The sequence below is a fragment of the Porphyrobacter sp. AAP60 genome, assembly GCF_001296025.1.
GTDB lineage: Bacteria > Pseudomonadota > Alphaproteobacteria > Sphingomonadales > Sphingomonadaceae > Erythrobacter.
Genome location: NZ_LJHV01000002.1, coordinates 530577 through 556600 on the forward strand (window position 1 = coordinate 530577; position 26024 = coordinate 556600).

Sequence of the window (26024 nt, forward strand, 5' to 3'; positions counted from 1 at the left end):
CCTGTGGTTTTACGCAACCGGCGTGGTTTTGCTTAGCGGGTAAAGCCGGTTGGCGCCGGATCCACCGCAATCACGTCTCCGCCCCGCACTTCGCGCACCTCCAGCGCGCGTTCGGCCACGCCGCTGCGGCCAAAGCGGAACGGGCCATCAACGCCCAGAAACCCGCCCTTGTCGTAAAGCTGGTTTTTGGGGAAGGCTGATCCCACCTTCCATTCCCGCGCCACCCGCAAGGTCAGCAGCACCGCATCATAGCCCAGCGTGGCAACCCGGTAAGGCTGCGCGCCAAAGCGGGCTTCGTAGCTTTCCGCAAAGCGTTTGTAGCGTTGGTCGGAAACGGCTGCGAACAATGCGCCATCAAGCGATTTGGCGCGGGTGAGGGCAGTATCGCCACTCCACAACTCGGTGCCAAGGATACGGGTGCGCGTGCCACGCTGCAATTCGTCGGCAGCTTCGATGCTGAGCCGCGCGCTATCAGCGATCAGCACGGTATCATACCCGCCCGCTGCCCGCAGCCGTCCCGCAGCGCTGACGATCGAGGTGTTGCCGCGCGCGTAGCTTTCGCGCTGCACCAGAGCGCCGCCGAAATCGCGCAGCGCGTTGTCGAGCGCGGATGCGGCACGCTCGCCATAGTCGCCCTGGGGCAGCAGAGCGGCAAAGCGATTTGCACCGCGTCCGCGCGCATACTGGATGCTGCGGCGGATCGATTGTTCGGGAATGTGGCCGATCACGAACACATCCGGTCCGGCAACGGCGGTGTCGTTGGAAAAGGCAATCACCGCGACCCCGGCCGGGCGCGCCGCTGCCTGAACGGCAGGCACGGCATCGGCAGTGAGCGGGCCGAGGATCAGTTTGTTGCCATCGCTGATCGCGTTGCGCGCAGCGGCAGATACGCCGGCCGTGGTGTCATAGGTGGTGATGCGGATGTTATCTGCGTTGGTATCCAGCAGCGCCATGGTGGTGGCGTTGGCAATGGCCTGCCCGACCGCCGCAGTATCCCCGCTCATCGGCACCAGCAGGGCAACGCGGTGGCGGCCGGTATCGGTGGGCAGCGCGGTCGCAGAAGGCTCGGGCGCAGGCCCCGGGCGGGATGCGGAACCGACATCGGTCTTGGGCACAATCTGGCACCCCGCAACCAGTGCTGCAGCACCAGCCATTGCCAGATGACGCGGACGCACTGCGCCGAACATCCGTGCGAGCGTAATAGCCCAATCGGGCTTCATCATGCGGTTCATCCTTGCCGACCCTTCGCTCGTGCGTCATGGCATCCTCCAGCCATGCACACGGAGTTTCCATCCATCCCCGCAGGGACGCCCGAGCCCGGACTCTATATCGTGGCTACCCCGATTGGCAATCTCGGCGACATCACCTTGCGTGCAATTGCGGTGCTGGGCGGCGCGGCGCTGGTGGCTTGCGAAGATACACGGGTGACCGGCAAGCTGCTGAAACATCTGGGGATCAAGGCGCGGCTGCAACGGCTTGACGATCACGCCCCTCCTGAAGTGCGTGGCCGAGTGATTGATGTAGCACGGCATTCGGCAGTCGCTTTGGTCAGCGATGCGGGCACTCCGCTGATTTCCGACCCCGGTTATCGTCTGGTGCGCGAGGCGCGGGCGGCGGGTATCACCGTCACCAGCATTCCGGGTGCCTGCGCCACCGTGTCGGCGCTCGCCATCGCAGGCCTGCCGAGCGACAGGTTCCTGTTCGCCGGATTTCTTCCGGTCAAGGACAAGGCCCGGCGCGATGCTCTTGAGGGCGTGGCAGGAGTGGCGGCGACGCTGGTGTTTTACGAAACCGCGCCCCGGATCGAACGGTCTTTGCGCGCCATTGCCGATCTGTGGCCGGAGCGCGAGGTGGCGGTGGCCCGCGAACTTACCAAGCTGCACGAGGAATGCCGCAGCGGTAGCGCCGCCGCGCTGGCCGATCATTACGCCGCCCACCCGCCCAAGGGCGAGATCGTACTGATCATCGGCCCGCCTGCCGAGGCCGAAGCGCCTGTTGCCGATCCTGACGCCCTGCTGCGCGCCGCGCTGGCCGATGCCGGGCCGGGCAAGGCTGCGGGGATTGTCGCCAAGGCAACCGGGCTCGACCGGGCAGCGCTTTATGCCCGCGCTCTGGCGCTGAAGGGCGAATAATGCGCGAACGGTCCACCCCGCTGCGGCAGGAGGCAGACCGCCGCGGACGCGAGGGCGAGGCCGAGGCCGCGATGTGGCTGGCAGGCCAGGGCTGGCAGATCGTGGCCGAGCGGGTCAAGACCAAGGCGGGCGAGATCGATCTGATTATTCGCAAACCCGGGCTTGTCGTCTTTGTCGAAGTTAAATGGCGCGCTCGCGCTGCCGCATTGGCCGATGCCATCGACGAACGGCGGCTGACGCGGGTGGCCAGGGCAGCGGAAATCGTCGCCCATGAATATGCGACGCAGGGCGAGGATATCCGGATCGACGTGATCCTGCTTGCACCTGGGCGCAAGCCTGACCACATCGAGAATGCGTGGATGCCTTTTTCGTAAGGCACACCCGTTCACCCTGAGCTTGTCGAAGGGTTGCCTTTTCTTTTTTGACCTCCGGATCGAAGCAGGACAATGCTTCGACAAGCTCAGCACGAACGGATTTCAGCAAATGTCGCTAAAAATCGCAGTCCAGATGGACCCAATCGATGGCATCAACATCGCGGGCGACAGCTCGTTTGCGCTGATGCTGTCAGCACAGGCGCGCGGCTACACGCTGTATGAATACCACGTCGAAAGCCTGACGCTGGACGAGGATGACCGACTGTTCGCCCACGCCTTTCCGGTAACGGTTCAGCGTGTGGAGGGCGATCATTTCAAGCGCGGGGAGCAGGTGCGGCTCGATCTCGGCAGGGATGTTGATGTCGTGCTGATGCGGCAGGATCCGCCGTTCCACATGGGTTACATCACCGCCACCCACATGCTCGAACGGATCGGGCATGAAACGCTGGTGGTCAATGATCCCGCCAATGTCCGCAACAGCCCTGAAAAGGTGATGGTGCTCGATTACCGCCGCTTCATGCCGCCAACGCTGGTGACACGATCGGTGGACGAGGTGCGCCGCTTCATGGCGAAACACGGGGCGATCGTGGTCAAACCGATCCACGGCAACGGCGGCAAGGCGATCTTTCGCATCGCGGAAAACGCCGAAAACCTGACCGCCCTGTTTGAAGTGTTCAACCAGACCTGGCCCGAACCGCACATGGTGCAGCCCTTCCTTCCCGAAGTGGCGCAGGGCGACAAACGCATCGTGCTGATCGATGGCGCGGTGGCTGGCGCGATCAACCGCGTGCCGGGGGAAGGCGAGTTCCGCAGCAACCTCGCCATGGGCGGCAGCGCGCAGGCAACCGAACTGACAGAGCGCGAGGCAGAAATCTGTGCGGCACTCGGCCCGGATCTGAAACGGCTCGGCCTGACCTTTGTGGGCATCGACGTGATCGGTGGTAAGTGGCTTACCGAAATCAACGTCACCTCTCCCACCGGCATCGTGGCGATTGACCGGTTCAACAACACTGATACGGCGGGGATGGTCTGGGACGCGATCGAATTGCGTCTGGCTGAACGCCGCGCCGCCGCCTGACCCGCCTGCACCTGACCCTGCTTGCAACCTGACTGAGACCCGATGACCGAACTCCTCCTCGAACTGCTCGACAAGGGCGGCTATTTCGGCATTTTCGTGCTGATGATCCTGGAAAACGTGTTTCCGCCGATCCCGTCGGAGGTGATCGTCGGCGCGGCCGGGGTGCTGGTCGAACAGGGCAAGATGAATGGCTATGTGGTGCTGCTGGTCGCCACCTTGGGCACGCTGGTCGGCAATTTGTTCTGGTACTGGGTTGGCGTTCGCTGGAGCGAGGAACAGCTCAAACGCATGATCGACCGCTGGGGCCGTATCCTGACCTTTGAATGGGACGAATTCACCAAGGCGCGCGATATCTTCCGCAAATATGGTGACTGGATCGTGTTCACCCTGCGATTTTCGCCGCTGCTGCGCACTATAGTCTCGCTGCCCGCCGGCCTTGCGCGGATGGGGTTCTGGCGGTTTTCGCTGTTCACCTTCCTCGGATCACTGATCTGGAACGGTTTGCTGATCATCGGCGGGCGGGCGCTGGCCGGGGTGATCGAGGAATACGAGACGCTGGCGGGCTATGGCATTGTGGCGCTCGTGCTCGCAGGCGTGGCGGTTTACATTTACCGCTTCGTCACGTGGAAGCCGGTAAAGGCGCACGAGGCCGAGGATAACGGTAACTAGCCCCTCGGGTGCGCCTTGCGGTAATTCTCCAGCAGGCTGGCCGCATCGACGCGGGTATAGATCTGTGTCGACCCCAGTGACGCATGGCCGAGCAATTCCTGTAAAGACCGCAAATCCGCACCCGCGCTGAGAAGGTGGGTGGCGAAAGAATGGCGTAGCGCGTGCGGAGTGGCGGTATCGGGCAGACCAAGCGCACGCCGCGCCTGTGCCATCGCCCGCTGCACCATGCCGGGTGACAGTGGCCCGCCTTTTTCGCCGCGGAACAGCGGTTCGTTCGCGGGCAAGGGCCACGGGCACAGCCGCACATATTCCGCCACAGCTGCGCGGGTGATCGGCAGCACCGGCACCATGCGCTGCTTGCCGCCCTTGCCGGTGACTTGCAGCACGTCCCCCGTATCGGCATCGCGCCCGGTCAGCGACAATGCCTCGGCTATGCGCAGGCCCGATCCATACAGCAGCAGCAGCACCGCCCGGTCGCGCGCGCCGATCCAGTCCTTGGCGGCAAGCCCATCGACCAGCACGGTCAGGTTCTCCGCCTCGTCAGGCGTGACCGGGCGCGGCAGGCCTTTCTTCAACCTTGGCCCGCGCAGCCGGGGCGGGGCAGGATCAGGATCGCCGCTTTGCTGTCGGGCAAAGGCGATGAAGGCTTTCAGGGCCGAAAGTTCGCGCGCAGTGCTGGCATTGCCCAAACCTTCACTGCGGCGCTCGGCAAGGAAAGTGCGCAGGTGATGCGCTTCGGAGCGGGCGACAGCCCCCCAGTCCTCAAGCCCGTTGGCAATGCACAATCTTTGGGCAGCGGCAACATAGGCGCGCACGGTATGGGGCGAGCGGCGGCGATTATCGGCAAGGTGGGCGCGCCATTCCGCGATCAAGTCATGCGCGGTCATGCGGCGACCAGCGTATCGGCCACCACTTCGGCCAGCAGCGCATCGAGCAGCGGTCGGCCCGGCGGCGCAACCCCGATCCGGCTGCCATCGGCCCACATGAGGCCAAGAGCGGTCAGCCGGGCAAGCGCCGCTTCTTCGATCAGTCCGGCGCGTGACAGGCCGAACCGCGATCCCAGCAACCCCAGATCAACCCCCTCGGTCAGCCGCAGGCCCATCAGCAGCGCCTCTGCCGCCTGATCGGAAACCGGCAGCACGCTGGCCTCGGCAATCCCGTCGCCCTGCCGCGCGACGGCGCTGAGGAAGTTCTCCGGCTTCTTGTGCCGCACTGTGGCGACGCCGCCGCGCCGCCCGTGTGCGCCGGGGCCGATCCCGGCATATTCCTGATAACGCCAATAGACGAGATTGTGGCGGCTTTCCTCGCCTGCTCTGGCGTGGTTGCTCGTTTCATAGGCAGGCAATCCTGCCGCCAGGGTCAGTTCCTGGGTGATGCCGAAAAGTTGGGCAGCATCGTCATCATCGAGCGGGACGAGCCGCCCGCGCCGCACATCGCTGGCAAAGCGCGTGCCGGGTTCGATCGTCAGCTGATACAGCGAAAGGTGTCCGGTGCCGAAGCCGAGCGCGCGGGTCAGCCGATCATGCCACATTTCCGGCGTGTGGCCGGGCAGGGCGTAGATCATGTCGAAACTGACGCGCTTGAAGTGGGCCTGCGCGGTATCGAGTGCTTCCAAAGCCTCGTTCGCCCCGTGCAGCCGCCCCAGAAACCGCAGCTCGGCATCGTCCAGCGACTGGATACCCAGCGAAACGCGGTTGATCCCGGCACCGGCAAGCGCTGCGAAGTTGGCAGCTTCAACCGACGACGGGTTGGCCTCCAGCGTGATCTCGATTTCGGGCGCAAAGCCCCACAGGGCTTCGGCCTCTTTCAGCAATGCCGCCACCAGCGCGGGCGGCATCAGCGATGGCGTGCCGCCGCCGAAGAAAATCGAGGTGAGGGGGGCTCCGCCCGCGACCGCCGCCTCGGCCCGCATATCGGCCAGCATCGCAGCCTGCCATGCGGCCACGTCGACACCGTCCCGGACATGCGAGTTGAAATCGCAATAGGGGCATTTCTTCGCGCAGAAGGGCCAGTGGATATAAAGCGCACGCGCCACAGTAGATTTTCAGCCTCGCTTAATCGTTGCACCATAGATTGGGATCATGCCGAGTTCCTACCCCACGTCGATTGCGGCGCGCTTCCTTGGCCTGATGCTGCTTATGGCAGCCGCCCCGGCTGTGCCGCAAGATTATCTCGCGCCGCCCGAACCCGAAAGGGTCTGGCTCGCCGCGCATAATATCGCCCGCGAGGAAGTGGGCCTTGCTCCGCTGCAATGGAACCCGGCGCTGGCGCGCGATGCCGAGGATTGGGCAATTCATCTGGCACAGCGCCGCACTTTTGGCCATGCCCCGCATGATGTGCGCAAGGGGCAGGGCGAAAACCTGTGGCGCGGATCACGGGATCGTTATTCGCCGTGGCAGATGATCGCGCTGTTCGTGGCGGAGAAACGCGATTTTCGGCCCGGCACTTTTCCCGATGTCTCGCGCACCGGACGGTGGAGCGATGTCGGGCATTACACCCAGATCATCTGGCCCAGCACGCAGGAAGTCGGCTGCGCCACGGCGCTGAACCGCAATGATGAGGTGCTGGTGTGCCGATACTGGCCCGCTGGCAATGTCATGGGCACCCGGCTTGATCCGGCAGACCGCCTGACACGCCGTTGAGCGATCAGCCGAACTGCTCGGCAACCAGTTTGGCAAAGGCATCGGCGCGGTGGCTGATGGCGTGCTTTTCCTCCGGCGGGATTTCCGCAAAGGTCTGATTGCAGCCCGTCGGCACGAATACCGGATCATAGCCAAAGCCGAGCGTGCCGCGCGGCGGCCATGTCAGCGTGCCGTCGCAGCGCCCTTCGTAGATCGCGTATTCGCCGTCCGGCCAGGCCAGTGCCAACACGCAGTGGAAGGCGGCGCTGCGGTCAGCATCCGGCCCCTTTTCCGCGAGCAACCCTTCGACCTTGCCCATCGCCATGTACCAGTCACGCCCCGGTGCGCCTTCAAACCACTGCCGCTCGGCCCAGTCGGCAGTGTAAACGCCCGGACGGCCATCAAGCGCAGCGACGCTGAGGCCGCTGTCGTCGGCCAGCGCCGCCAGTCCGGAAGCCTCGGCCGCCGCCCGCGCCTTCAATAGCGCGTTCTGGGCGAAGGTGGTGCCGGTCTCGGCCGGCTCCGGCAGGCCCAGCGATCCGGCGGACAGACACTTGAGCCCGTATGGATCGAGCAGCGCGCTGATTTCCTTCAGCTTGCCCGCGTTATGCGTGGCGATCACCAGCGAACCGGAGCCGAGGCGGCGTGTCATTTTACCGCGTCCAATTGCGCGGCAAAGATGCGGTCGCAGCCCATCCGGGCGAGGCGCAGGAGGCGCAGCAGGGCTTCCTCGTCATAGGTCGCGCCTTCGGCAGTCGCCTGCACTTCGGCGATCTTGCCGCCTGACAGCAGCACGAAATTGCCATCAGCCTCCGCGTTGGAGTCCTCGTCATAATCGAGATCGAGCACCGGGGTGCCCTTGAAGATGCCGCAGGAAATGCCCGCGACCTGCGCGGTGATCGGATCGTGCTTGATATCGCCTGATGCCATCAGACTGTTGATGGCGAGCCGCAGTGCAATCCACGCGCCCGAAATCGCAGCGGTGCGCGTTCCGCCATCGGCCTGAATCACGTCGCAATCGAGCGTGATTTGCCGCTCACCTAACTTCTGCAAATCTACCACGGCGCGCAAAGAACGCCCGATAAGCCGCTGGATTTCCTGCGTGCGGCCCGATTGCTTGCCCTTGGCCGCTTCGCGCTGGCCGCGGGTGTGGGTGGCGCGGGGGAGCATCGAATATTCGCCCGTCACCCAGCCTTCGCCCTTACCCCGCATCCACGGCGGCACGCCCTTTTCGACGCTGGCGGTGCACAGTACCTTGGTATCGCCGAAGCCGATCAGCACCGATCCTTCTGCATGGCGGGTAAAGCCGGTTTCGATGGTGATTGCGCGCATCTCGTCTGGCGCGCGTCCTGAAGGGCGCATTTCAAATTCTCCTGATCCGTTCGCCCTGAGCTTGTCGAAGGGCTGTCCTGCTTCGTCTTGAAACTGCGCTAGAAGAAAGTGCAGTGCTTCGACAAGCTCAGCACGAACGGAATTTGAGAAAGTTGAAGATAGGGTTTAGCAATCTTCCATGTCCTCGCTTCCCGTCACCGAACTGACCTCACGCGCCCGCGAAATCTTTCGCCGGGTGGTGGAGGGATATATCGATAGCGGGCAACCCGTCGGATCGAAGACACTGGCGGCGGATGGAACGCTCAACCTGTCGCCTGCGTCGATCCGTTCGGTGTTGGCCGATCTTGAAAGCCTGGGCCTTCTCGCCGCGCCGCATACTAGTGCGGGACGGCTGCCGACCGATGCAGGCCTGCGCATCTTTGTCGATGGCATGATGCGGGTGGCCGAACCGACGATGCAGGAACAGGCCACTATCGAAGCGCGGCTGGCCGAGGCCGGGCCGGTCGAAGCGGCGCTGAAACAGGCGAGCGCGATTCTCTCCGATCTTTCGGGCGCGGCAGGCATGGTGCTGGTCGCCCCGCGGGAACAACGATTGGCGCAGTTCAATCTGGTCGATCTGGGGCAGGGGCGGGCCCTCGCGGTGCTTGTGGGCGAGGATGGCGGGGTGGAAAACCGCATCTTGACCCTCGGCGGCGCGATCAGCGCCAGCGCGCTGGATCAGGCGAGCAATTACATCACCGCGCGCCTCGCGGGGCGATCGCTGGCAGAGGCCGCGCAGGCGATGCGGGCTGAAATCAACGCAGGCCAATCGCAGCTGGACGATGCCTCCCGCGATCTGGTCGAACGCGGGCTTGCTGTATGGAGCCAGGATGCCGCCGCCCGCCCGGTGCTGATCGTGCGCGGCGCGGCAAACTTGCTGGATGAAAGCGCGCTTGGCGATATCGAGCGGGTGCGGATGCTGCTCGAGGATCTTGAGAACAAGCAATCGGTGGCGCAGCTGCTGGATTCGGCCCGCGAGGCCGATGCGGCGCGAATTTTCATCGGCAGTGAGAACCGGCTGTTCGCGCTGTCCGGCTCGTCCGTGATCGCCTCGCCCTATCGTGATCGCGAAGGGCGGGTCGTCGGCGTACTCGGGGTGATTGGGCCCACACGGTTGAATTACGCGCGGGTTGTCCCCATGGTAGATTTGACGGCCCGTTCGCTGGGCAAGCTCATCGCTTGAATGGAAAGCCAAGACAACATGATGAATGACGAAAAGCCGCTCGATCAGGCGGCTGAAGACGAATTGAAGGGTGTGCCCGAAGACATGCGTGATGATGGCGACACGCCGGGCGATGATGCCATGGCCGAAGCGCTCGAATCGCTACGCCGCGATCTGGACACCGCCAAGCAGGAAGTGCTCTATGCGCAGGCCGAAACGCAGAATGTGCGCCGCCGGTTGGAGCGCGAGAAGGATGAGGCGCGCGCCTATGCCGCGACCGGGTTTGCCCGCGACATCCTGAGTGTGGCGGATAACCTGACACGCGCGGTGCAGGCGATCCCCGAGAGCCTGCGCGGCGATGAAAGCATGAAAGGCCTTGTGATCGGCCTTGAAGCAACCCAGCGCGAGCTGGAAAAGGTCTTCGCGAGCCACGGCATCACGCGCATCGCTGCGGTGGGCCTGCCGCTCGACCCGAACCAGCATCAGGCGATGCTCGAAGTGCCGACGGCTGACCATGAACCCGGCACGGTGGTATCGGAAATGCAGGCCGGATGGATGATCAAGGACCGTCTGCTGCGCGCCGCAATGGTCGCGGTGGCCAAGGCGGCGGACTAGTCTTCCGGATACGCCGAGCGCTGCCTGAGACGCGACAGGCTGCGGAACATTGATCGCGCTCTCCTTGTTGTTGATATTACGTCACATCCAAGGAGAGTCCCATGAAAACTTCGCTGAAAACGATCGTCCTCGGTGCTGCCTGCGGGCTTGGTCTGAGCGCATGCGCGGGCAATTATGCCGGTGAAGGTGCATTGGGCGGTGCGCTTGCAGGCGCGGCAGGTACTGCCGTGGCTGGCGGCGATGTTGCCACTGGCGCAGCCGTGGGTGCCGCCGTCGGCGGTGCAGGTGGTTCGCTCATCAAGAAGAACGGCAATTGCTACCGCGTCGATAACCGCGGCCGCGAGCGCCGCGTGCGCTGCCGCTAAGTCCTGAATATCAGGCGGGCGTGAAAGGCAGGATCGGCTCGTAAGCCGATAGGCCCGGAGCGCCCGCCACTTTTGCCCCGTTTCGCAACAGGAATGCGTGGCGCACGATCTCGGCCTGCTGTTCAATCCCGTAGCGATGCAGCGGCCAGCCGGGCTTCAAGGCATAGTCATAGCGGCACCACGGGTGGCGCATAAGCACCAGATACCATTCCCCGCGTGTTTGCGCCTGCCACACATGCACCATTTCGTGAATGAAATGGGCTTGCAGGGAGAGCTTTGCCGAGGCGAAATCATCGCAATAATGCGCGGCAGCAGGGTGGAAATGCAGGTGTCCGCGCGGCGCCATGGTCACACCGCGTGGGTGCAGCGGAAAGAACTTCCTGCGCCTGATCCGCACAGGATCGTAATCAATCGCATCGCCAAAAACCGACCGGGCAAGGGTAACCTCGCCCGGCGTCAGCGCGCGCTCGCCGCCAACCGGGCAGGCGGGCGCGAGGGGCACTTCGACCCCCGTACCATCCAGCCCGGTCAGCGGAACGTTCAGCGTTCTTCCCCTGCGGCGCGTACAACCGCGTCAAAACTTTCGGTCGTGCCATCCGAAAGGGTCAGAGTGATCGAAACGGTTTCGCCCGGTTTCCACGCATCGGACGGTTGCATCGCCATCACATGCAACCCGCCGGGTGCAAACTGTACCGGAGTGCCGGTGACGAGCGTGACGGGTTCTGCATCCATCATCGTCATGGCGCCGTCCTTCTCCATTGTCTGATGGATCATCGACATGCCTGCGCCGTCCACCGTCACGCTGGCGAGCGTCACGGCCGCGTCACCTGCGTAGGAAAGATCGAAATAAACAGCCGCCGGGTTGCCTGCGACGGGTGCCAGCACGAGGCGGGCATTGCTGACCGTGATCCCTTCCGCCAGCGTAGGCGTGGCGGCTTCGGTCGGCGCGTCTGCATCACCCGAACAGGCGGCGAGCCCGAGCAGGCTGGCGCTTGCGACCAGGGGGGCGATCAGGGGTAGTGCAGCGGATTTGAAGATGTTCACGTTGAAATGTCTCCGATTGGAATGTCCGCAAAACTAGGCCGCTGCGTCTCTTGTGCCAAGCGAAACCGCACCTATATCCCGCCCACAATCGAGCCGCCCAAGCGCTTTGCCTCCAAGCGGGAAGCGCGATGCGCGGTGTCCAACAATTGTCCAGATGGATGGGAAAACTATGGGTAAAGTAATCGGTATCGACCTTGGCACCACCAACTCCTGCGTTGCTGTCATGGATGGGGGCAAGCCCAAGGTTATTGAAAATTCCGAAGGCGCGCGCACCACGCCGTCGATCGTCGCCTTCACCAAGGATGGCCAGCGCCTGATCGGCCAGCCCGCCAAACGTCAGGCCGTGACCAACCCCGACAACACCCTGTTCGCGATCAAGCGCCTGATCGGCCGCCGGTTTGAAGACCCGCTGACCAAGAAGGACATGGGCCTTGTCCCCTACACCATCACCAAGGGCAAGAATGGTGATGCATGGGTCAAAGCCGGTGAGGAAGAATACAGCCCGTCGCAGGTTTCCGCCTTCATTCTGCAGAAGATGAAGGAAACCGCCGAAAGCTATCTTGGCGAAACCGTGACGCAGGCCGTGATCACCGTTCCCGCCTACTTCAACGACGCCCAGCGTCAGGCCACCAAGGATGCAGGCCAGATCGCCGGCCTTGAAGTGTTGCGCATCATCAATGAACCGACGGCGGCCGCGCTCGCCTATGGCATGGACAAGGATGACGGGAAGACCATCGCCGTCTATGACCTTGGCGGCGGCACGTTTGACGTCTCGATCCTCGAAATCGGCGACGGCGTGTTCGAAGTGAAATCCACCAACGGGGATACCTTCCTTGGCGGTGAAGACTTCGACAACGCGATTGTCGAGTTTCTGGCCGATTCCTTCAAGAAGAAGGAAAGCATGGATCTGAAGACCGACAAGCTTGCTCTGCAACGCCTGAAGGAAGCGGCGGAAAAGGCCAAGATCGAGCTTTCGAGCGCGGCTTCGACCGAGATCAACCTGCCCTTCATCACCGCGCGCATGGAAGGGGGCAGCACCACCCCGTTGCACCTGGTGGAAACGATCACCCGCGCCGATTTGGAAAAGATGGTCGATGGGCTGATCCAGCGCACGCTCGATCCGTGCAAGAAGGCACTGGCCGATGCGGGTATTTCCAAGGATCAGGTTGACGAAGTCATCCTCGTCGGCGGCATGACCCGTATGCCGCGTGTGCGCGAAGTGGTGGAACAGTTCTTCGGTGCCAAGCCCCACACCGGCGTGAACCCCGATGAAGTCGTCGCCATGGGCGCGGCCATTCAGGCAGGCGTATTGCAGGGCGACGTCAAGGACGTGCTGCTGCTCGACGTGACCCCGCTTTCGCTCGGCATTGAAACGCTGGGCGGCGTGTTCACCCGCATGATTGATCGCAACACCACCATCCCGACCAAGAAGACCCAGACCTATTCGACCGCCGAAGACAATCAGAACGCGGTGACGATCAAGGTCTATCAGGGCGAACGCGAGATGGCGGCGGATAACAAGATCCTCGGCAATTTCGACCTCATCGGCATCCCGCCCGCACCGCGCGGCGTGCCGCAGATCGAAGTGACCTTCGATATCGACGCCAACGGCATCGTGTCCGTGGCGGCGAAGGACAAGGGCACCGGCAAGGAGCAGACGATCAAGATCCAAGCTTCGGGCGGTCTCAGCGACAATGACATCGACCAGATGGTAAAGGATGCCGAAAAGTTCGCTGAAGAAGACAAGAAGCGTCGTGCCGCGGCAGAAGCGCGCAATCAGGCCGACAGCCTTGTCCACGCAACCGAAAAGCAGATCGAAGAACACGGCGACAAGATCGATGCCGCGACCAAGACCGAAGTCGAGGAAGCGATCGCTGCTGTGAAGACTGCGCTGGAAGGCGGCGATGCAGATGACATCAACGCCAAGGCGCAGGCGCTCACCCAGTCGGCCATGAAGATGGGCCAGCAGATCTACGAACAGCAGCAGGCTGCAGGGCCCGATGCTGAAGGCGAACCTGCTGGCGAGACGGCAGCCGACGAAGAAGTCGTCGATGCCGAGTTCTCCGAAGTGGACGAAGACAAGAAGGGCTAAGGCCCCGATGCAACCCAGCCCGCAGGCGATGCGACCGGCACTTTGTTCCGGCGCATCGCCCGCGACTGGTCACGGGGAATAGGTCTCAGGTATGCCCAGCGCTCAATCCGATTATTATCAGACGCTCGAATGTCCGCGCGATGCCGATGCTGCCGCGCTCAAGAGCGCGTATCGCAAGCTCGCGATGAAGTTTCACCCGGATCGCAATCCGGGTGATGCCACCTGCGAGGCGAAGTTCAAGGCGATCAACGAGGCTTATGATTGCCTCAAGGACCCGCAAAAGCGCGCAGCCTATGATCGCTTTGGTCATGACGCCTTCACCCAAGGCATGAATGGCGGCGGCGGCGGCCCGTTCGGCGGCGGGGCGCGCGGCGACTTTGCCGATATCGGCGATATCTTCGAAACGATCTTCGGCGGCGCCTTTGGCGGCGGCGGCGGTCAGCGCCAGCAGAACCGGCGCGGCGCAGACCTGCGTTACGATATGCAGGTAACGCTGGAAGAGGCGTTCCACGGCAAATCGACCGAAATCGAAATCGAGGTCAGCCAGGCCTGCGATACCTGCGATGGCAGCGGTGCAAAGCCGGGCACCAGTGAGCGCACCTGCAACCTGTGCAAAGGCATGGGCAGCGTGCGCGCCAAGCAGGGCCTGTTTGTTATCGAACGCCCGTGCCCCACCTGTAACGGACGCGGCAGCGTTATCGAAGACCCGTGCAGGGATTGCCGCGGCGAAGGCCGGCTGGACAAAGCGCAGACGCTGAAAGTCGATATCCCCGCAGGCGTCGATACCGGCACCCGCATCCGGCTATCGGGCAAGGGCGAGGCAGGTCAGCGCGGCGCGCCTCCGGGCGATCTGTATATTTTCCTGCATGTGGCGCAGCACCGTGTGTTCGAACGCGAAGGCACCACGCTGGCGACCCGCATTCCGGTCAGCTTCACGACAGCAGCCCTGGGCGGCTGTGTGGAGATCCCTGATCTGGATGGATCGACCAACCGGCTCGACATTCCGGCCGGTATCCAGTCCGGCAAGCAGCTTCGCATACGCGGTGCGGGTATGCCCGTGCTGCAAGGGCGCGGCCGCGGCGATATGGTGGTCGAAATCGCGGTGGAGACCCCGACCAAGCTGTCGCGCCGTCAGAAGGAAATCCTCGAGGAGTTCAAAGCTACCGAAACCGGTGATGAATGCCCTGAAAGCCGCGGATTTATAGATAAGCTGAAAGACGTGTTTGGGGGCTGAGGGCAAGCTTCGTGCTACCTTCTCCCTGACCATCAACGATTTTCCGAAACACCCTTTGGCAGCGCCAGTGCAGCAGTTTTCCCGGACTCTATCACCTTACTGACCAAGCTGGTTCAGATTGGCCATCAACTCGGCCCCCTTTTTCTCTTTTTCGCGGTTCTCCGCAGCCTTCTTTGTCCAAATGCTGGCGCGCATCGGATTGCGAGTGCCGCCAAGGCCTTTTTCCCAGTATTCGGCCAGAATGTCTGCAGCCTTGCTCGATCCGCGGCTTCCGGCTTCTTCTAGCAATCGCAATGCCGTGGCCTCGTCTTTTTCGACGCCGCGACCGCTGAAGAACATCATGCCCAGATCAAGGGTCGCCTTCGCTGATCCGGCCTCATGGGCCTGATACAGATATTTTGCCGCCATATCGAAATCGGTGCCGAACGGTTTGCCGGTAACCATGATATTGCCGAGCCGATAAGCGCCCTCGATATGTCCTGTCGCGCCAAGCTGGCTGGTGTATTTGATAAAAAGTTCGCGGTCCTTCGGGAACCCTTTGAACTGCCCGGTAAGGTGAAGCTTGCTGAGGAAATCGAGCGCGTCCCTCTCCCCCTTCTGGGCAAAGCGGTTAAGGATGGGCACCGCCTTTTCAGGTTCTGGGAGCAAGAATTGCGGCTCGTCGCTCGGTTCGAAGAAGCCGAGCCTGAGTCTGGGATATTTGATCCCCTTCACCCCGTAGATGTGCGCATTTGCGAGCGCCGACTGGACAAGCCAATCGTCTTTCACCGGCTCGCTGGCAAGAAAGGTGAGCGCCTGCTGCACCATAGCCTTCTTTTCCGCCGTATATTTAAAGATGGCGCGATCTTCCGCCGCGCCGCGAGCCTTGAGATTTTCACTCGAAAAGATCGTGCTCCCATCAATGATTTTCTGTTCGGCCGGGGTGTAAGCACGTGTCAGTTCAAGGCTGTCTTTGATTCGTCCGCGCGTGCAGTCTGAACACACGCGGATATCGCGTGCCATCTTGAAATAGGCCAGCACGCTGTCGCGGTCGCCCAGCTTTGCTCCTTGCTCGAAAAAGCCCAGCGCTTCCATCGGGCCGCCCTCGGGAGTCCGCCCGAGACGCACGATCTCGCCGAGGCGATGAAACGCCGGGCCATGCGCCTTTTCAATGGCCCCCATGAGATACCGCAACTGGATCGGCAATATCGCCGCCGAGCCGCCAGCACGTCCGCCAAATTTCTTCTCCAGCGCATCGGACACATCGACCATCGCGCGTGGATCGCCATTATCGGCGCTGTAACGCCTGCGATTGAGTCCCGGCCCTTTGAGATAGGCTTCGATGTCCTGCATCAATTGACTGGGAGCAGGCGCATCGGCCTGCGCCTGTGCCGGGGCGGATACCGCCAGCGGTGAGAAAACGGCCATCGCGAAAGCAGCAAGCCATCTGGACATCGACAATACTCCCCTGAAATGCGGGGCGACGATAAGGCAGCCTAAAGGCCGTGTCTCATGACAAACGCTGTTCGATTTCGCTTCGGATGGTTTCCAGCAGCGCCCTTTTGCACCGCGCCTGTTCGACTTCCTCGTCGATGATAGCGAGGAACACCGCCCGTTTGGCAGCGCGTACCATATCGGGGGAAATCCCTGCGCTGACGGTTGAGGCGACCAGATCGATCATCCGTTCCGCCCCGTGCAGCCGGCCCCACAGGTAATCGTTTTCTCGGTAATCGCGGCTGAAGAATGCTCCGAAATTGTAGAACTCGATTCCCCGCAGCGTGGCTGCTGTGCCACCTTCGCGGATCGAGAGTGCATCATCGGGCGAGATGCGATCAATCTTGACCGGGTTGAACTCGCTCAGGCCATCGCGCCGTGACAAGGTCAATGTGGCGACATCGTAAAACGGAAAGCCGAGATAGGTCAGCAGCATGCGCCGCTTGAGGATCTTGGGCATATCCTCCAGCGCGTCTATCAACAATTGTTCGGCGGCAAGATCGGTGGCGGGAAGCAAGCGTTCAGCCGCAAGGAAATCCAGCACTGCGCCCGGCGCTTTCACGGCATTGGCCGCAAGTTCGGCGAAGCGCGGTGATTGCAGCACGGCTTCATCCGCACGGTAATACAGCGCAAGGATGCCATAAAGCCGGTCACGCGCACGATCGAGCGCATCATCGGAAATATCGGGGTCCATCTCCCAATCGCGCGCCAGTTTGCGGGCGAGCAATTCGAGGCGGCGGATACGAAAGCCGGTATCGTGCGCACGGAAAAAGGCGATAGCCCCGATATTCGCGCCGCCATGTGCATCGGTCAGCCGGTCAAGCCCGCGCGCCTCCAGCTCGGTGCGCAAAGCGTGGACCACTGCGGCGTGATCCGCCTGCGCCTTGCCCGCAGCCTTCAGTGTCAGGCCCGCCAGTTTATCGAGAATACCGTCCAGCTTGGTCAGCGCATATGCACCGAAGGCATAGCCTGCCCGCTCTGCTGCAGCCTGCTGCGCCTTCGCCCGCCATCCGGCAAGCCGTTTTGGCGTGGGCCGATCAAGCAGGAAGGTATAGCCGAACAGCTTTTCCACCGCCTGTTCGATATCGGGCTGCAATTCGATCACGATCCGTTTCAGCCGCGCAGCATCGCGCGATTGCTGGGCGATGCGTTCCAGATCATCGCGGATCGGTTGTTCACGCGGGATGGTTGAAAGCGAGCCGAAGATTGCGCCGATGAAGCCGACGTCGCGGGTGCGATTGCCGGGGGCAGGGCCGCCGCCATCGGGGCGCGGATCGATGTAGACGAAGCGGCGGTCAACCTCGCGCTGGGCAGGACGGCCATGGAGCGCCGACAGGGCGGCGCCAAACGGCGCGTTGACCAGTACCGCGCCATCGATCAGCGCAACCCGGTCAAGCGTGCCGCGTTCGACATGGGCAGGCATGACCCGGTTCAGGAATGCGCCGCGACTGGCCCAATGGTGCCCTTCGTCCTCCGCGAGCTGGTCAATCTCGGCCAGGGTCAGCGGCGGGAAGGCACCGGGAAAGCTGGCCGTGGCACGCGCGGCCAGCACCAGTTCGAGCCGGTCAGCCAGCCCCTTTCCCGGATCATCGCCGACCCGCGCGCGGAAGGTGATCGGCAGGCGGTGTTCGGTCTCCTCCACCTGCGGGGGGGAATTCAAGCGCAGCGTTTCGGGATGGCCGCGAAAATCGGTGGCGGTCACCACCAGATCGACTGGATAGCCCGGTGGCAGCAGGGGCACTCCGTCACCCTCGGCCTCCATCCTCTCCAGCGCCTCGAAAAGCATTCCGGAAAAGCGGCTGCCCGAAAACGGCGGGCTGAACCACCGCCCGCGGATCAGGCGAGAAACCTTGCGGCGCACCTCTTCGCGGGTTTCAGGGGATACCGTGGCGCTCACTGCATTGCCCGGACGGCTGAGGAACCATTCGGCAATCGGCTGTGCCCACAGCTTGCCAAACCGCCATGCAGGCTCGGCATCGGGATCGGTCAGCTCGCTGACATCGGCATTGGCCAGCCACAGATCTGTCAGTGGTTCAAGGCTGTGTCCGGCATGGATCGCCTGCGCAAGGAAGATCGCGTTGATCCCGCCTGCGCTCGCACCGGTCAGGATATCGGGCAACACCCGCAGGCGCAAACCGGCATCCTGTTCGATCAGTCCGAGGAAATCACGGTAAGCGGCGGCCACCCTGTCCAGCGGTGTGGCAGAGGGGTGATGGAAGGCGCGGCTGGCACGGGCAAGGTGCCACACCTCCTTGGTGATGCCGTGCATATAGACCGCAAGGCTGACCCCGCCGTAACATACCAGAGCAAGGCGCAATTCCTTTTGGCGCATGACCGGACCCTAGCCCGCAATCATCGGGGAATGCAATTGCGTTCGACTTCTGTTCTCGTTACAGAATCGCGCCATGGCGAAAACGAAGCGGCGATATGTGTGTCAGGAATGCGGCTCGGTCTCGCCGCGCTGGCAGGGGCAATGCGCCGATTGCGGGCAATGGAACACGCTGGTGGAGGATGTGCCTGCCACGGTATTTTCCCAAAAGCATGATCTTTCGCGCGGGGGCAGGGCGGTGGCGTTCGAGCCGCTGAATGCGCCGACCAAACTGCCGGTCAGGAAATCGACCGGCATGGCAGAATTTGACCGCGCACTTGGCGGCGGGCTGGTTCCCGGCAGCGCGGTGCTGCTGGGCGGCGATCCCGGCATCGGCAAATCCACTCTGCTGCTGCAATGCGCCGCCACCATCGCGCGGGGCGGCAATGATGTCGTCTATGTCAGCGGAGAAGAGGCAGCGGGGCAGGTGCGCCTGCGCGCAAGCCGCATGGGGGTGGCCGATGCGCCGATCCGGCTCGCTTCGGAAACGTCGGTGCGCGATATCCTTACGACGCTGGGCGACGGAGATCCGCCCGCGCTGCTGGTGATCGATTCGATCCAGACGATGCATTCCGATACAATCGAAGGCGCGCCCGGCACGGTCAGTCAGGTACGCGGCTGCGCGCTGGAACTGATCCGTTATGCCAAGGAAACAGGTTGCGCGGTGGTGCTGGTTGGCCATGTCACCAAAGACGGCACGATCGCCGGCCCGCGTGTGCTGGAACACATGGTCGACGTGGTGATGAGCTTCGAAGGTGAACGCAGCCACCAGTACCGCATCCTGCGCGCTCTCAAGAACCGCTTTGGCGCGGTGGATGAAATTGGTGTATTCGCCATGGCGACAGAGGGGCTTGAGGAAGTTGCCAACCCGTCGCTGCTGTTCCTTTCGGGCCGCGATATGCCGCTGGCTGGCAGCGCGGTCTTCCCCGCACTGGAAGGCACGCGCCCGGTGCTGGTCGAGATTCAGGCGCTGATCGTGCGGCTGCAATCGGGCGCAACCCCGCGCCGCGCGGTGGTGGGGTGGGATAGCGGGCGGCTGGCAATGCTGCTCGCCGTGCTCGAATCGCGCTGCGGACTGAACTTTTCCTCGGCCGAGGTGTATCTGAATATCGCCGGCGGTTATCGGCTGACCGATCCGGCAGCAGACCTAGCGGTGGCCGCCGCGCTGGTATCCGCGCTGGCTGACAAACCCTTGCCGGACAAGGCGGCGTGGTTCGGCGAAATCAGTCTGGCCGGGGAGATTCGCCCCGTCGCCCACGCCCCGTTGCGCCTGCGCGAAGCGGCCAAACTGGGCTTTACGCGCTGCTATGGCCCGGCAGGTGCCGCCGCCGGATCGCCCGATGCGGATTATCGCGGGCTTGCTGCACTTGCGAACCTCGTTGACCAGGTGATTGGCAACGCATAATCACCGCTCCCATGGCAATCCTCGATGTCCTCATTCTCATCATCGTCGCCGTTGCGGCGATTGGCGGCTTCATGCGCGGGCTTGTGCAGGAGGTGCTCTCGCTTGCATCCTGGGTGCTCGCTGCGTTCAGCGTGCATTTCCTCCATCCGTTGCTGCTTGAAGGACTGAACGGGGTCTACACCGCAGAGCCAACCTCATCGCTACTGGCCTTCGCGATGCTGCTTTTGATCCCCTATGCGGCGATGAAGGTTATCACAGGCAATGCCAGCGCTGCATCTGATGGCGCAATCCTTGGCCCGATCGACCGGGTGCTCGGCTTCGGATTCGGCGCCATCAAGGGCGCGCTGATCGCGGCATTCGGATTCACTGTGCTGGTGATGGGCTTTGATGACAGCTGGGGCTACAAGGGCCGGCCGACGTGGATCACAACCGCGCGCACCTATACGGCCGCCGATGCTGCTTCGCGCCAACTGGTGCCAAAGATTGCCGTGCGGCGTGAACAATTGCGCCGCGATTCCGAAGCGCAGGAGGCCGCTGCGGCCAGAGCCGGGGGCTGATTGCCCGTGGCAGCGCCAGCTTCAACCAAACTTTATTCGTCCGCCTTGCTGGCGCTGGCGGCGGATCTGTCGCGATTTCCCTTTGCCGAAGATTTGCCGCTGCGGGCCGAAGCGCGGTCAAGAACCTGCGGCAGCGTGATCACGCTGGGCCTTGCGTTGGACGAACACGGGTTGATCGCGCGCACCGGAATGCGGGTGAGCGCCTGCGCCATCGGGCAGGCTTCTGCGGCCTTGTTGGCGCAGGGGGTCACGGGCACCGCACCGGGGCAGGTGCGGCAGACCGCCAGCGGACTTTCGGCGTGGCTGGCGGGGGAGGGCGAACTGCCGCACTGGCCCGGGATCGAGGCACTCGCCCCGGCGCGCGATCACCCCGGCCGCCACGGCGCACTGATGTTGCCGTGGAATGCCGCGTGCGAGGCGCTTTCAACCGGCGCGGCCTGACGCTAGGGACAAAGCCAAGAGGTCGCCCGCTGGGGCATAGGGGATAAACGGGACATGGCTGAAGCGCAGGCGCTCGCGGATCGCGAGCCGAGCGATAAGGAAATCCGGCTGGTGATCGGTGCATCCAGCGCTGGCACCATCTTCGAATGGTATGATTTCTTCATCTACGGCACGCTCGCCTACATCCTCAAAGATGCCTTTTACGCCACCGACAATGAAACGCTGGGGCTGCTCCTGGTGTGGTCAACCTTTGCGGTCGGCTTTGCCTTTCGCCCGCTGGGCGCAGTGCTGTTCGGTTTTTTGGGGGACAGGCTGGGGCGCAAATACACCTTCCTTGTCACGGTAACCCTGATGGGGATCGCCACGGCAGGCGTCGGCCTGATCCCCACGGTGGACAGCATCGGCATGGCCGCGCCGATTATCGTGATCGCGCTGCGTGTGCTGCAAGGGCTGGCGCTCGGCGGCGAATATGGCGGCGCGGCAATCTATGTTGCCGAACATGCACCGCCCGAAAAGCGGGGGTTCTACACCAGCTTCATTCAGGCGAGCGTGGCGGGCGGATTTGTGCTGTCGATCATCGTGGTGCTGGCTTGCCGTTTCCTGATCCCGCAAGACGCGTTCGAGGCGTGGGGCTGGCGGGTGCCGTTTCTGCTGTCGATCATCCTGCTCGGCATTTCGCTTTGGATGCGGCTGAAACTGTCGGAAAGTCCGGTGTTCCAGGCGATGAAGGCGGCAGGGGAAACCTCGGGCAATCCCTTTGTCGAAAGCATGACCTACCCCGGCAATCCCAAGCGGCTGTTCGTGGCGCTGTTCGGCATCACCGGCATCCTGACCACGATCTGGTACACGGCGTTCTTTTCCGGGATGAGCTTCCTGCGCGGGCCGATGCATGTCGATGATCTGACGGTGGAGCTGATCCTGCTTGTGTCTGGCTTGATCGTGATGAGTTTCTATATCTTTGTCGGCAAATGGTCTGACAGGGTCGGGCGCAAGCTGCCGATCATCATCGGCGCTGCGCTGACACTCGCGCTGCTGTTCCCGCTGTTCTGGCTGATGGGCAGTTTTGCCAACCCGCAACTGGCCGAGGCGGCAGAACGTACGCCGATTGTGGTCAGCGGGCCGGAATGCCGCACCGATCCCTTCGCCGAACTGTTCCAGCGCGATCAGACCCCTTGCGGCAAAGTGCTGGAAACGCTGACCGCCTCCGGCGTGCCATACACGCTGACCCCGGGTGATGCGTTGGCACTGAGCGCGGGCGGCAATGCAATCACGATCGACCCGGCGTGGTTTGGAGATGGTGCGGCGCGGCGGGACGGCATTCGCGCGGCCTTGGGGCAGTACGGGTTCGATTTCGCCAAGCAGCAACCGCCGCTGGCGAACGTCATCGGGATTGTCGCAGTACTTCTGGCGTTGGGCGTGCTGTCTGCGCTGACCTATGGATCGGTCGCGGCTCTGCTCAGCGAAATGTTCCCGCCACGTATCCGCTATTCCTCGATGTCCATTCCCTACCACATCGGCGCCGGTTATCTGGGTGGCTTCCTGCCGCTGATCGCAGGGGTGATCGTGGCGCGCACCGGCGATATCTATGCCGGGCTGTGGTACACATGGGCCGTGGTGGCCTTCGGCCTGCTGGTGGCCTGGTGGGGCATTCCGGGCGGGCCGCCGAAAGATTTCGCAGATGGCTGATTCCAGCCTGGTCTTGCCCCCCTCCAGCCTTCGCTTGACTGCCGACAGGGGTGCCCTTGCTGCTAATTGGGTGGCGCTTGATGCCGTTTCGGGTGGTGCCAAAGCGGGCGCAGCGGTCAAGGCTGATTGCTATGGCCTCGGTATCGACGCTTGCGTGCCGGTGCTGCGGGATGCGGGATGCGAGACGTTCTTCGTCGCGCATTGGAGCGAGGTTGCGGCGGTCAGCGCTCACGTCCCACCTGCACAAGTTGCTGTCTTGCATGGCGTTTTGAACGAAGCCGAATGTGCCTATGCCCGCGCCACCGGAGCGGTGCCGGTGATCAATTCGCTCGAACAAGCTGCGCTGTGGCAAGCCGGCGGGGGCGGGCCGTGTCACCTGATGATCGACACCGGGATCAACCGTCTGGGCATTGCGCCGAGTGACGCAAATCAGGAAATAATTTCATCGCTCGATATCGACATTCTGATGAGTCACCTTGCCAGCGCTGATGAAGATAGCCCGATGAACCCGCGCCAGCTGGACGCATTTCGGGCGGCACGCGGCACTATCGCCCATCGCCGCGCGAGCCTCGCCAACAGCGCCGGAATTGCCTTGGGCAAGGATTACGCCTTTGATCTTACACGTCCCGGCATCGCGCTTTACGGCGGAGTGCCGCGCGGCGAACTATCCGATATGATCCGCCCCGTGGCGCAGGTCGAGGCGGCGATACTCCAGACCCGGACACTCGAAGCAGGCGAAAGCGTCGGCTACAACGGCACCTTCACCGCGTCCACTTCGATGAAGGTTGGCACGGTTTCGGTAGGTTATGCCGATGGCTTCCTGCGCATGCGCGGCCCCGGCAATGCCTGTTTTCACAATGGCCGCAGATTGCCGATCCTCGGCAAAGTGTCGATGGATATGGTGGTCGTCGATCTGGCAGCGGCACCCGATCTTGCCGCAGGCGACTGGCTGACCGTGCCGTGGGACATCAATGCTGCTGCACCGCAAAATGGCCTGTCAGCCTACGAAATGCTGACTTCCATCGGCAAACGACTGCGCTGCAACTGACCTTTCTGCCCCGCCATATTGCACCGCAGCTTGTGCAGGTGCTAAGGCCATGTTCTGGGACACTATATCGGGATCAAAAAACAATGGTCGGCAGGGCGAAAGCAGCGACGGGTGAAGCAGGCGATGCTATCACCATCAAGAAATACGCCAACCGGCGTCTTTATAACACTGCCTCGTCCAGTTATATCACCTTGGAAGATCTGGCGAAAATGGTCCGCGACAACGTCGAGTTCCAGGTGCTCGATGCCAAGAGCGGGGATGACATCACCCATTCGATCCTGACGCAGATCATCATGGATGAAGAATCCAATGGCGGGCAGATGCTGCCGGTCAGTTTCTTGCGCCAGTTGATCGGGATGTACGGCAATTCGATGCAATCGCTCATGCCTTCCTATCTTGAAGCCAGCATGGACAATTTCCGTCAGAACCAGTCGAAGATCCGCGAAGCCTTTGAAAAGGGCATGACAGCCAATCCGCTGTCAGCGCTGCATGAAACCAATATGGCGATGATGCGCGCTGCGGCAGAAGCCTTCATGCCCGGCGTCGCGAAGCCCAAGGAAAGGCCCTCCGCGCCCGTCAGCGAAACGCGTGACGAGATCGCTTTGCTGCGCGAGCAGATGGCCGCGATGCAAAAGAAGCTGGACGATCTCAGCAAATAAGGCGAAGCGCGGCGGCCATTGCGGCAATTTGGCCGCGCCGTATCGAGCAGGAAGCAATCCCCGTGTCCCAGATCCGCCATGCGCTCACCGTCAAGCGCGAAGACGACTTTGCCAAATGGTATCAGGAAGTCATCAGTGCCGCCGACCTCGCCGAGGAATCGGGAGTGCGCGGATGCATGGTCATCAAGCCATGGGGCTATGGCATCTGGGAGCGCATCCAGCGATTGATGGACGACCGGATCAAGGCGGCGGGCGTGCAGAACTGCTATTTCCCGCTGTTCATCCCGCTCGCCAACTTCACTCGCGAGGCAGAGCACGTTGAAGGCTTTGCCAAGGAAATGGCGGTCGTCACCCACCACCGCCTGATTTCGGACGGAAAGGGCGGGCTGATCCCCGATCCTGCCGCCAAACTCGAAGAACCGCTGGTGGTGCGCCCTACGTCGGAAACGATCATCGGTGATGCCATGGCGCGCTGGATCCAGTCGTGGCGCGATCTGCCGATGTTGACCAACCAGTGGGCCAATGTCGTGCGCTGGGAAATGCGCACGCGAATGTTCCTGCGCACCAGTGAATTCCTTTGGCAGGAAGGGCACACCGCGCACGAAAATCGCGAACAGGCACTGGAGGAAACGCACCGCGCGCTCGAAATGTATCGCGCCTGTGCCGAGGATGATCTGGCGCTTCCGGTGATTGCGGGCGAAAAGCCTGAAAACGAGCGCTTCCCTGGAGCGGTCGAGACGTGGTCGATCGAGGCGATGATGCAGGATGGCAAGGCGCTGCAGGCGGGCACTTCGCATTATCTCGGCACCAATTTCGCCCATGCGGCGGGCATCCAGTTCCAGGATCGTGAAGGCGCGCAGCAGTTCTGCCACACCACCAGTTGGGGCGTTTCGACGCGGCTCATTGGCGGGGTGATCATGACCCATGGCGATGACGACGGGCTGCGCGTGCCGCCTGCGATCGCACCGCAGCAGATCGTCATCATCCCGATGCTGCGTGAAGCACCAGAGGACGGCGAGCTTATTGCCTATTGCGCGGAACTGCGCGTCGCGCTGGCGGGCCAGATTGCGCTGGGTGAGAAGGTGCGCGTGCTGCTCGATACCAAGCCGGGCAAGGCTGCGGCAAAGCGCTGGGACTGGGTGCGCAAGGGCGCGCCCATCATCATCGAAGTCGGTCCGCGAGACATGGCCGAAGGCAAGATCGCTCTTTTGCGGCGTGACCAGTTGTGGAACACTGCAAACGGCAAACCCGCCTTTACCTATCCCGCGCAGACTGACTTCGTCCCCGAGGCTGGCGCCCTGGTCGAAGCGATCCAGAGCGCTCTGTACGAAGAAGCCCGCAATCGCCGCGATGCCAATATCACCCGCGGCGTGACCGAATGGCCCGCTGTGGCCGATCACTTTGAAAAGGGCGGGAAGTACCCCGGCTGGGTCGAGGTGGAGTGGGCCAAACCAACCGGAGCGGCGCTTGATGCCGTAGTGGAAAAGCTGAAAGCGCTTAAGCTCACCATCCGTAACGTGCCGCGCGGCGTAGAGCCTGCCACGGGCGCTTGCATTTTCACCGGCGCGCCTGCGACCGAGCGTATTCTGGTGGCGCGCGCCTACTAGGCTTGCCTGATCGGCGGGGGGCG

The 26024-nt window shown here is 62.8% G+C and carries 26 protein-coding genes; 17 read left to right on the forward strand and 9 right to left on the reverse strand.

What is annotated here, in order from left to right; translation table 11 throughout:
- Window positions 1–32: 32 nt before the first annotated feature.
- Window positions 33–1223, reverse strand: a complete 1191-nt coding sequence (locus IP79_RS03100) for a penicillin-binding protein activator (protein ID WP_233994056.1) — start codon at window positions 1221–1223, stop codon at window positions 33–35.
- Between the two features lie 51 nt (window positions 1224–1274).
- Between IP79_RS03100 and rsmI the strand changes: the two genes are divergently transcribed.
- The 4 genes from rsmI to IP79_RS03120 all read left to right on the forward strand — a co-directional run bounded on the left by rsmI (window position 1275) and on the right by IP79_RS03120 (window position 4253).
- Window positions 1275–2132 carry a 16S rRNA (cytidine(1402)-2'-O)-methyltransferase gene (gene rsmI, locus IP79_RS03105; RefSeq protein ID WP_054117757.1) on the forward strand — a complete coding sequence of 286 codons (858 nt, stop codon included), beginning with the start codon at window positions 1275–1277 and terminating at the stop codon, window positions 2130–2132.
- The gene (locus IP79_RS03110; protein WP_054117758.1) at window positions 2132–2506 is read left to right on the forward strand and encodes a YraN family protein; all 375 of its coding nucleotides are present in this window, start codon (window positions 2132–2134) and stop codon (window positions 2504–2506) included. Before rsmI ends, IP79_RS03110 begins: the two co-directional genes overlap by 1 nt.
- A 109-nt stretch (window positions 2507–2615) precedes the next feature.
- Window positions 2616–3584, forward strand: coding sequence for a glutathione synthase (gene gshB / locus IP79_RS03115; RefSeq protein ID WP_054118006.1), 969 nt, complete (start codon window positions 2616–2618; stop codon window positions 3582–3584).
- Window positions 3585–3626: 42 nt separating this feature from the next.
- The gene (locus IP79_RS03120; protein ID WP_054117759.1) at window positions 3627–4253 is read left to right on the forward strand and encodes a DedA family protein; all 627 of its coding nucleotides are present in this window, start codon (window positions 3627–3629) and stop codon (window positions 4251–4253) included.
- Here the strand turns inward: IP79_RS03120 and IP79_RS03125 are convergent.
- Both IP79_RS03125 and hemW read right to left on the reverse strand, forming a co-directional pair.
- The gene (locus tag IP79_RS03125; protein ID WP_054117760.1) at window positions 4250–5140 is read right to left on the reverse strand and encodes a tyrosine recombinase XerC; all 891 of its coding nucleotides are present in this window, start codon (window positions 5138–5140) and stop codon (window positions 4250–4252) included. The two genes, IP79_RS03120 and IP79_RS03125, sit on opposite strands and share 4 nt — an antisense overlap.
- Window positions 5137–6288 (reverse strand): radical SAM family heme chaperone HemW, encoded by a 1152-nt coding sequence (gene hemW, locus IP79_RS03130; protein ID WP_054117761.1) that lies wholly within the window; start codon window positions 6286–6288, stop codon window positions 5137–5139. Before hemW ends, IP79_RS03125 begins: the two co-directional genes overlap by 4 nt.
- Window positions 6289–6334: 46 nt before the next feature.
- Between hemW and IP79_RS03135 the strand changes: the two genes are divergently transcribed.
- Entirely contained in the window at window positions 6335–6895 is a 561-nt protein-coding gene (locus IP79_RS03135) for a CAP domain-containing protein (RefSeq protein WP_054117762.1), read from the forward strand.
- Window positions 6896–6899: 4 nt separating this feature from the next.
- Here the strand turns inward: IP79_RS03135 and rdgB are convergent, their stop codons facing one another.
- Window positions 6900–7526, reverse strand: a complete 627-nt coding sequence (gene rdgB / locus IP79_RS03140; protein WP_054117763.1) for an RdgB/HAM1 family non-canonical purine NTP pyrophosphatase — start codon at window positions 7524–7526, stop codon at window positions 6900–6902.
- Window positions 7523–8236 (reverse strand): ribonuclease PH, encoded by a 714-nt coding sequence (gene rph / locus IP79_RS03145; protein ID WP_054117764.1) that lies wholly within the window; start codon window positions 8234–8236, stop codon window positions 7523–7525. The genes rdgB and rph overlap by 4 nt, the downstream gene beginning before the upstream one ends.
- A gap of 148 nt (window positions 8237–8384) precedes the next feature.
- Here rph and hrcA point away from each other — a divergent pair, with 148 nt between their 5' ends.
- The 3 genes from hrcA (at window position 8385) to IP79_RS03160 (ending at window position 10387) form a co-directional block, all read left to right on the forward strand.
- Complete coding sequence (gene hrcA / locus IP79_RS03150) at window positions 8385–9428, forward strand: heat-inducible transcriptional repressor HrcA (protein WP_054117765.1); 1044 nt, start codon at window positions 8385–8387, stop codon at window positions 9426–9428.
- Window positions 9429–10022, forward strand: a complete 594-nt coding sequence (locus IP79_RS03155) for a nucleotide exchange factor GrpE (RefSeq protein WP_054117766.1) — start codon at window positions 9429–9431, stop codon at window positions 10020–10022. It abuts the gene before it with no gap.
- A 101-nt stretch (window positions 10023–10123) separates the two neighbouring features.
- On the forward strand, window positions 10124–10387 hold the full coding sequence (locus IP79_RS03160; protein WP_054117767.1) for a hypothetical protein: 264 nt from the start codon (window positions 10124–10126) through the stop codon (window positions 10385–10387).
- Between the two features lie 10 nt (window positions 10388–10397).
- On the opposite strand, the gene IP79_RS03165 is transcribed toward IP79_RS03160, so the two are convergent.
- The gene (locus tag IP79_RS03165) at window positions 10398–10889 is read right to left on the reverse strand and encodes a hypothetical protein (RefSeq protein WP_054117768.1); all 492 of its coding nucleotides are present in this window, start codon (window positions 10887–10889) and stop codon (window positions 10398–10400) included.
- A gap of 38 nt (window positions 10890–10927) precedes the next feature.
- A complete protein-coding gene (locus IP79_RS03170) occupies window positions 10928–11431 on the reverse strand; it encodes a copper chaperone PCu(A)C (RefSeq protein WP_233994057.1) in 504 nt (167 codons plus the stop codon).
- Between the two features lie 169 nt (window positions 11432–11600).
- On the opposite strand from IP79_RS03170, the gene dnaK reads away from it, so the two are divergent.
- Both dnaK and dnaJ read left to right on the forward strand, forming a co-directional pair.
- Window positions 11601–13523 carry a molecular chaperone DnaK gene (gene dnaK, locus IP79_RS03175; protein WP_054117769.1) on the forward strand — a complete coding sequence of 641 codons (1923 nt, stop codon included), beginning with the start codon at window positions 11601–11603 and terminating at the stop codon, window positions 13521–13523.
- Between the two features lie 91 nt (window positions 13524–13614).
- Window positions 13615–14757: a molecular chaperone DnaJ gene (dnaJ, locus tag IP79_RS03180; protein WP_054117770.1), complete on the forward strand. Its 1143-nt coding sequence runs from the start codon at window positions 13615–13617 to the stop codon at window positions 14755–14757.
- Window positions 14758–14853: 96 nt separating this feature from the next.
- Here dnaJ and IP79_RS03185 read toward each other — a convergent pair whose 3' ends face one another.
- Entirely contained in the window at window positions 14854–16008 is a 1155-nt protein-coding gene (locus IP79_RS03185) for a tetratricopeptide repeat protein (RefSeq protein ID WP_197273716.1), read from the reverse strand.
- Window positions 16009–16246: 238 nt separating this feature from the next.
- Complete coding sequence (locus IP79_RS03190) at window positions 16247–18562, reverse strand: patatin-like protein (protein ID WP_054117772.1); 2316 nt, start codon at window positions 18560–18562, stop codon at window positions 16247–16249.
- Window positions 18563–18635: 73 nt separating this feature from the next.
- Between IP79_RS03190 and radA the strand changes: the two genes are divergently transcribed.
- The 7 genes from radA to IP79_RS03225 all read left to right on the forward strand — a co-directional run bounded on the left by radA (window position 18636) and on the right by IP79_RS03225 (window position 26001).
- Window positions 18636–20003, forward strand: a complete 1368-nt coding sequence (radA, locus tag IP79_RS03195) for a DNA repair protein RadA (protein WP_054117773.1) — start codon at window positions 18636–18638, stop codon at window positions 20001–20003.
- Window positions 20004–20014: 11 nt separating this feature from the next.
- Entirely contained in the window at window positions 20015–20560 is a 546-nt protein-coding gene (locus IP79_RS03200) for a CvpA family protein (protein WP_054117774.1), read from the forward strand.
- Window positions 20561–20566: 6 nt separating this feature from the next.
- A complete protein-coding gene (locus tag IP79_RS03205) occupies window positions 20567–21001 on the forward strand; it encodes an iron-sulfur cluster assembly scaffold protein (protein WP_197273717.1) in 435 nt (144 codons plus the stop codon).
- Window positions 21002–21055: 54 nt separating this feature from the next.
- Window positions 21056–22687: an MFS transporter gene (locus tag IP79_RS03210; RefSeq protein WP_054117775.1), complete on the forward strand. Its 1632-nt coding sequence runs from the start codon at window positions 21056–21058 to the stop codon at window positions 22685–22687.
- Window positions 22680–23735, forward strand: coding sequence for an alanine racemase (gene alr / locus IP79_RS03215; RefSeq protein WP_054117776.1), 1056 nt, complete (start codon window positions 22680–22682; stop codon window positions 23733–23735). The genes IP79_RS03210 and alr overlap by 8 nt, the downstream gene beginning before the upstream one ends.
- Before the next feature lie 83 nt (window positions 23736–23818).
- The gene (gene phaR, locus IP79_RS03220) at window positions 23819–24394 is read left to right on the forward strand and encodes a polyhydroxyalkanoate synthesis repressor PhaR (protein WP_054117777.1); all 576 of its coding nucleotides are present in this window, start codon (window positions 23819–23821) and stop codon (window positions 24392–24394) included.
- 62 nt (window positions 24395–24456) lie between these two features.
- Window positions 24457–26001: an aminoacyl--tRNA ligase-related protein gene (locus IP79_RS03225; RefSeq protein ID WP_054117778.1), complete on the forward strand. Its 1545-nt coding sequence runs from the start codon at window positions 24457–24459 to the stop codon at window positions 25999–26001.
- The last annotated feature ends 23 nt before the right edge of the window (window positions 26002–26024 follow it).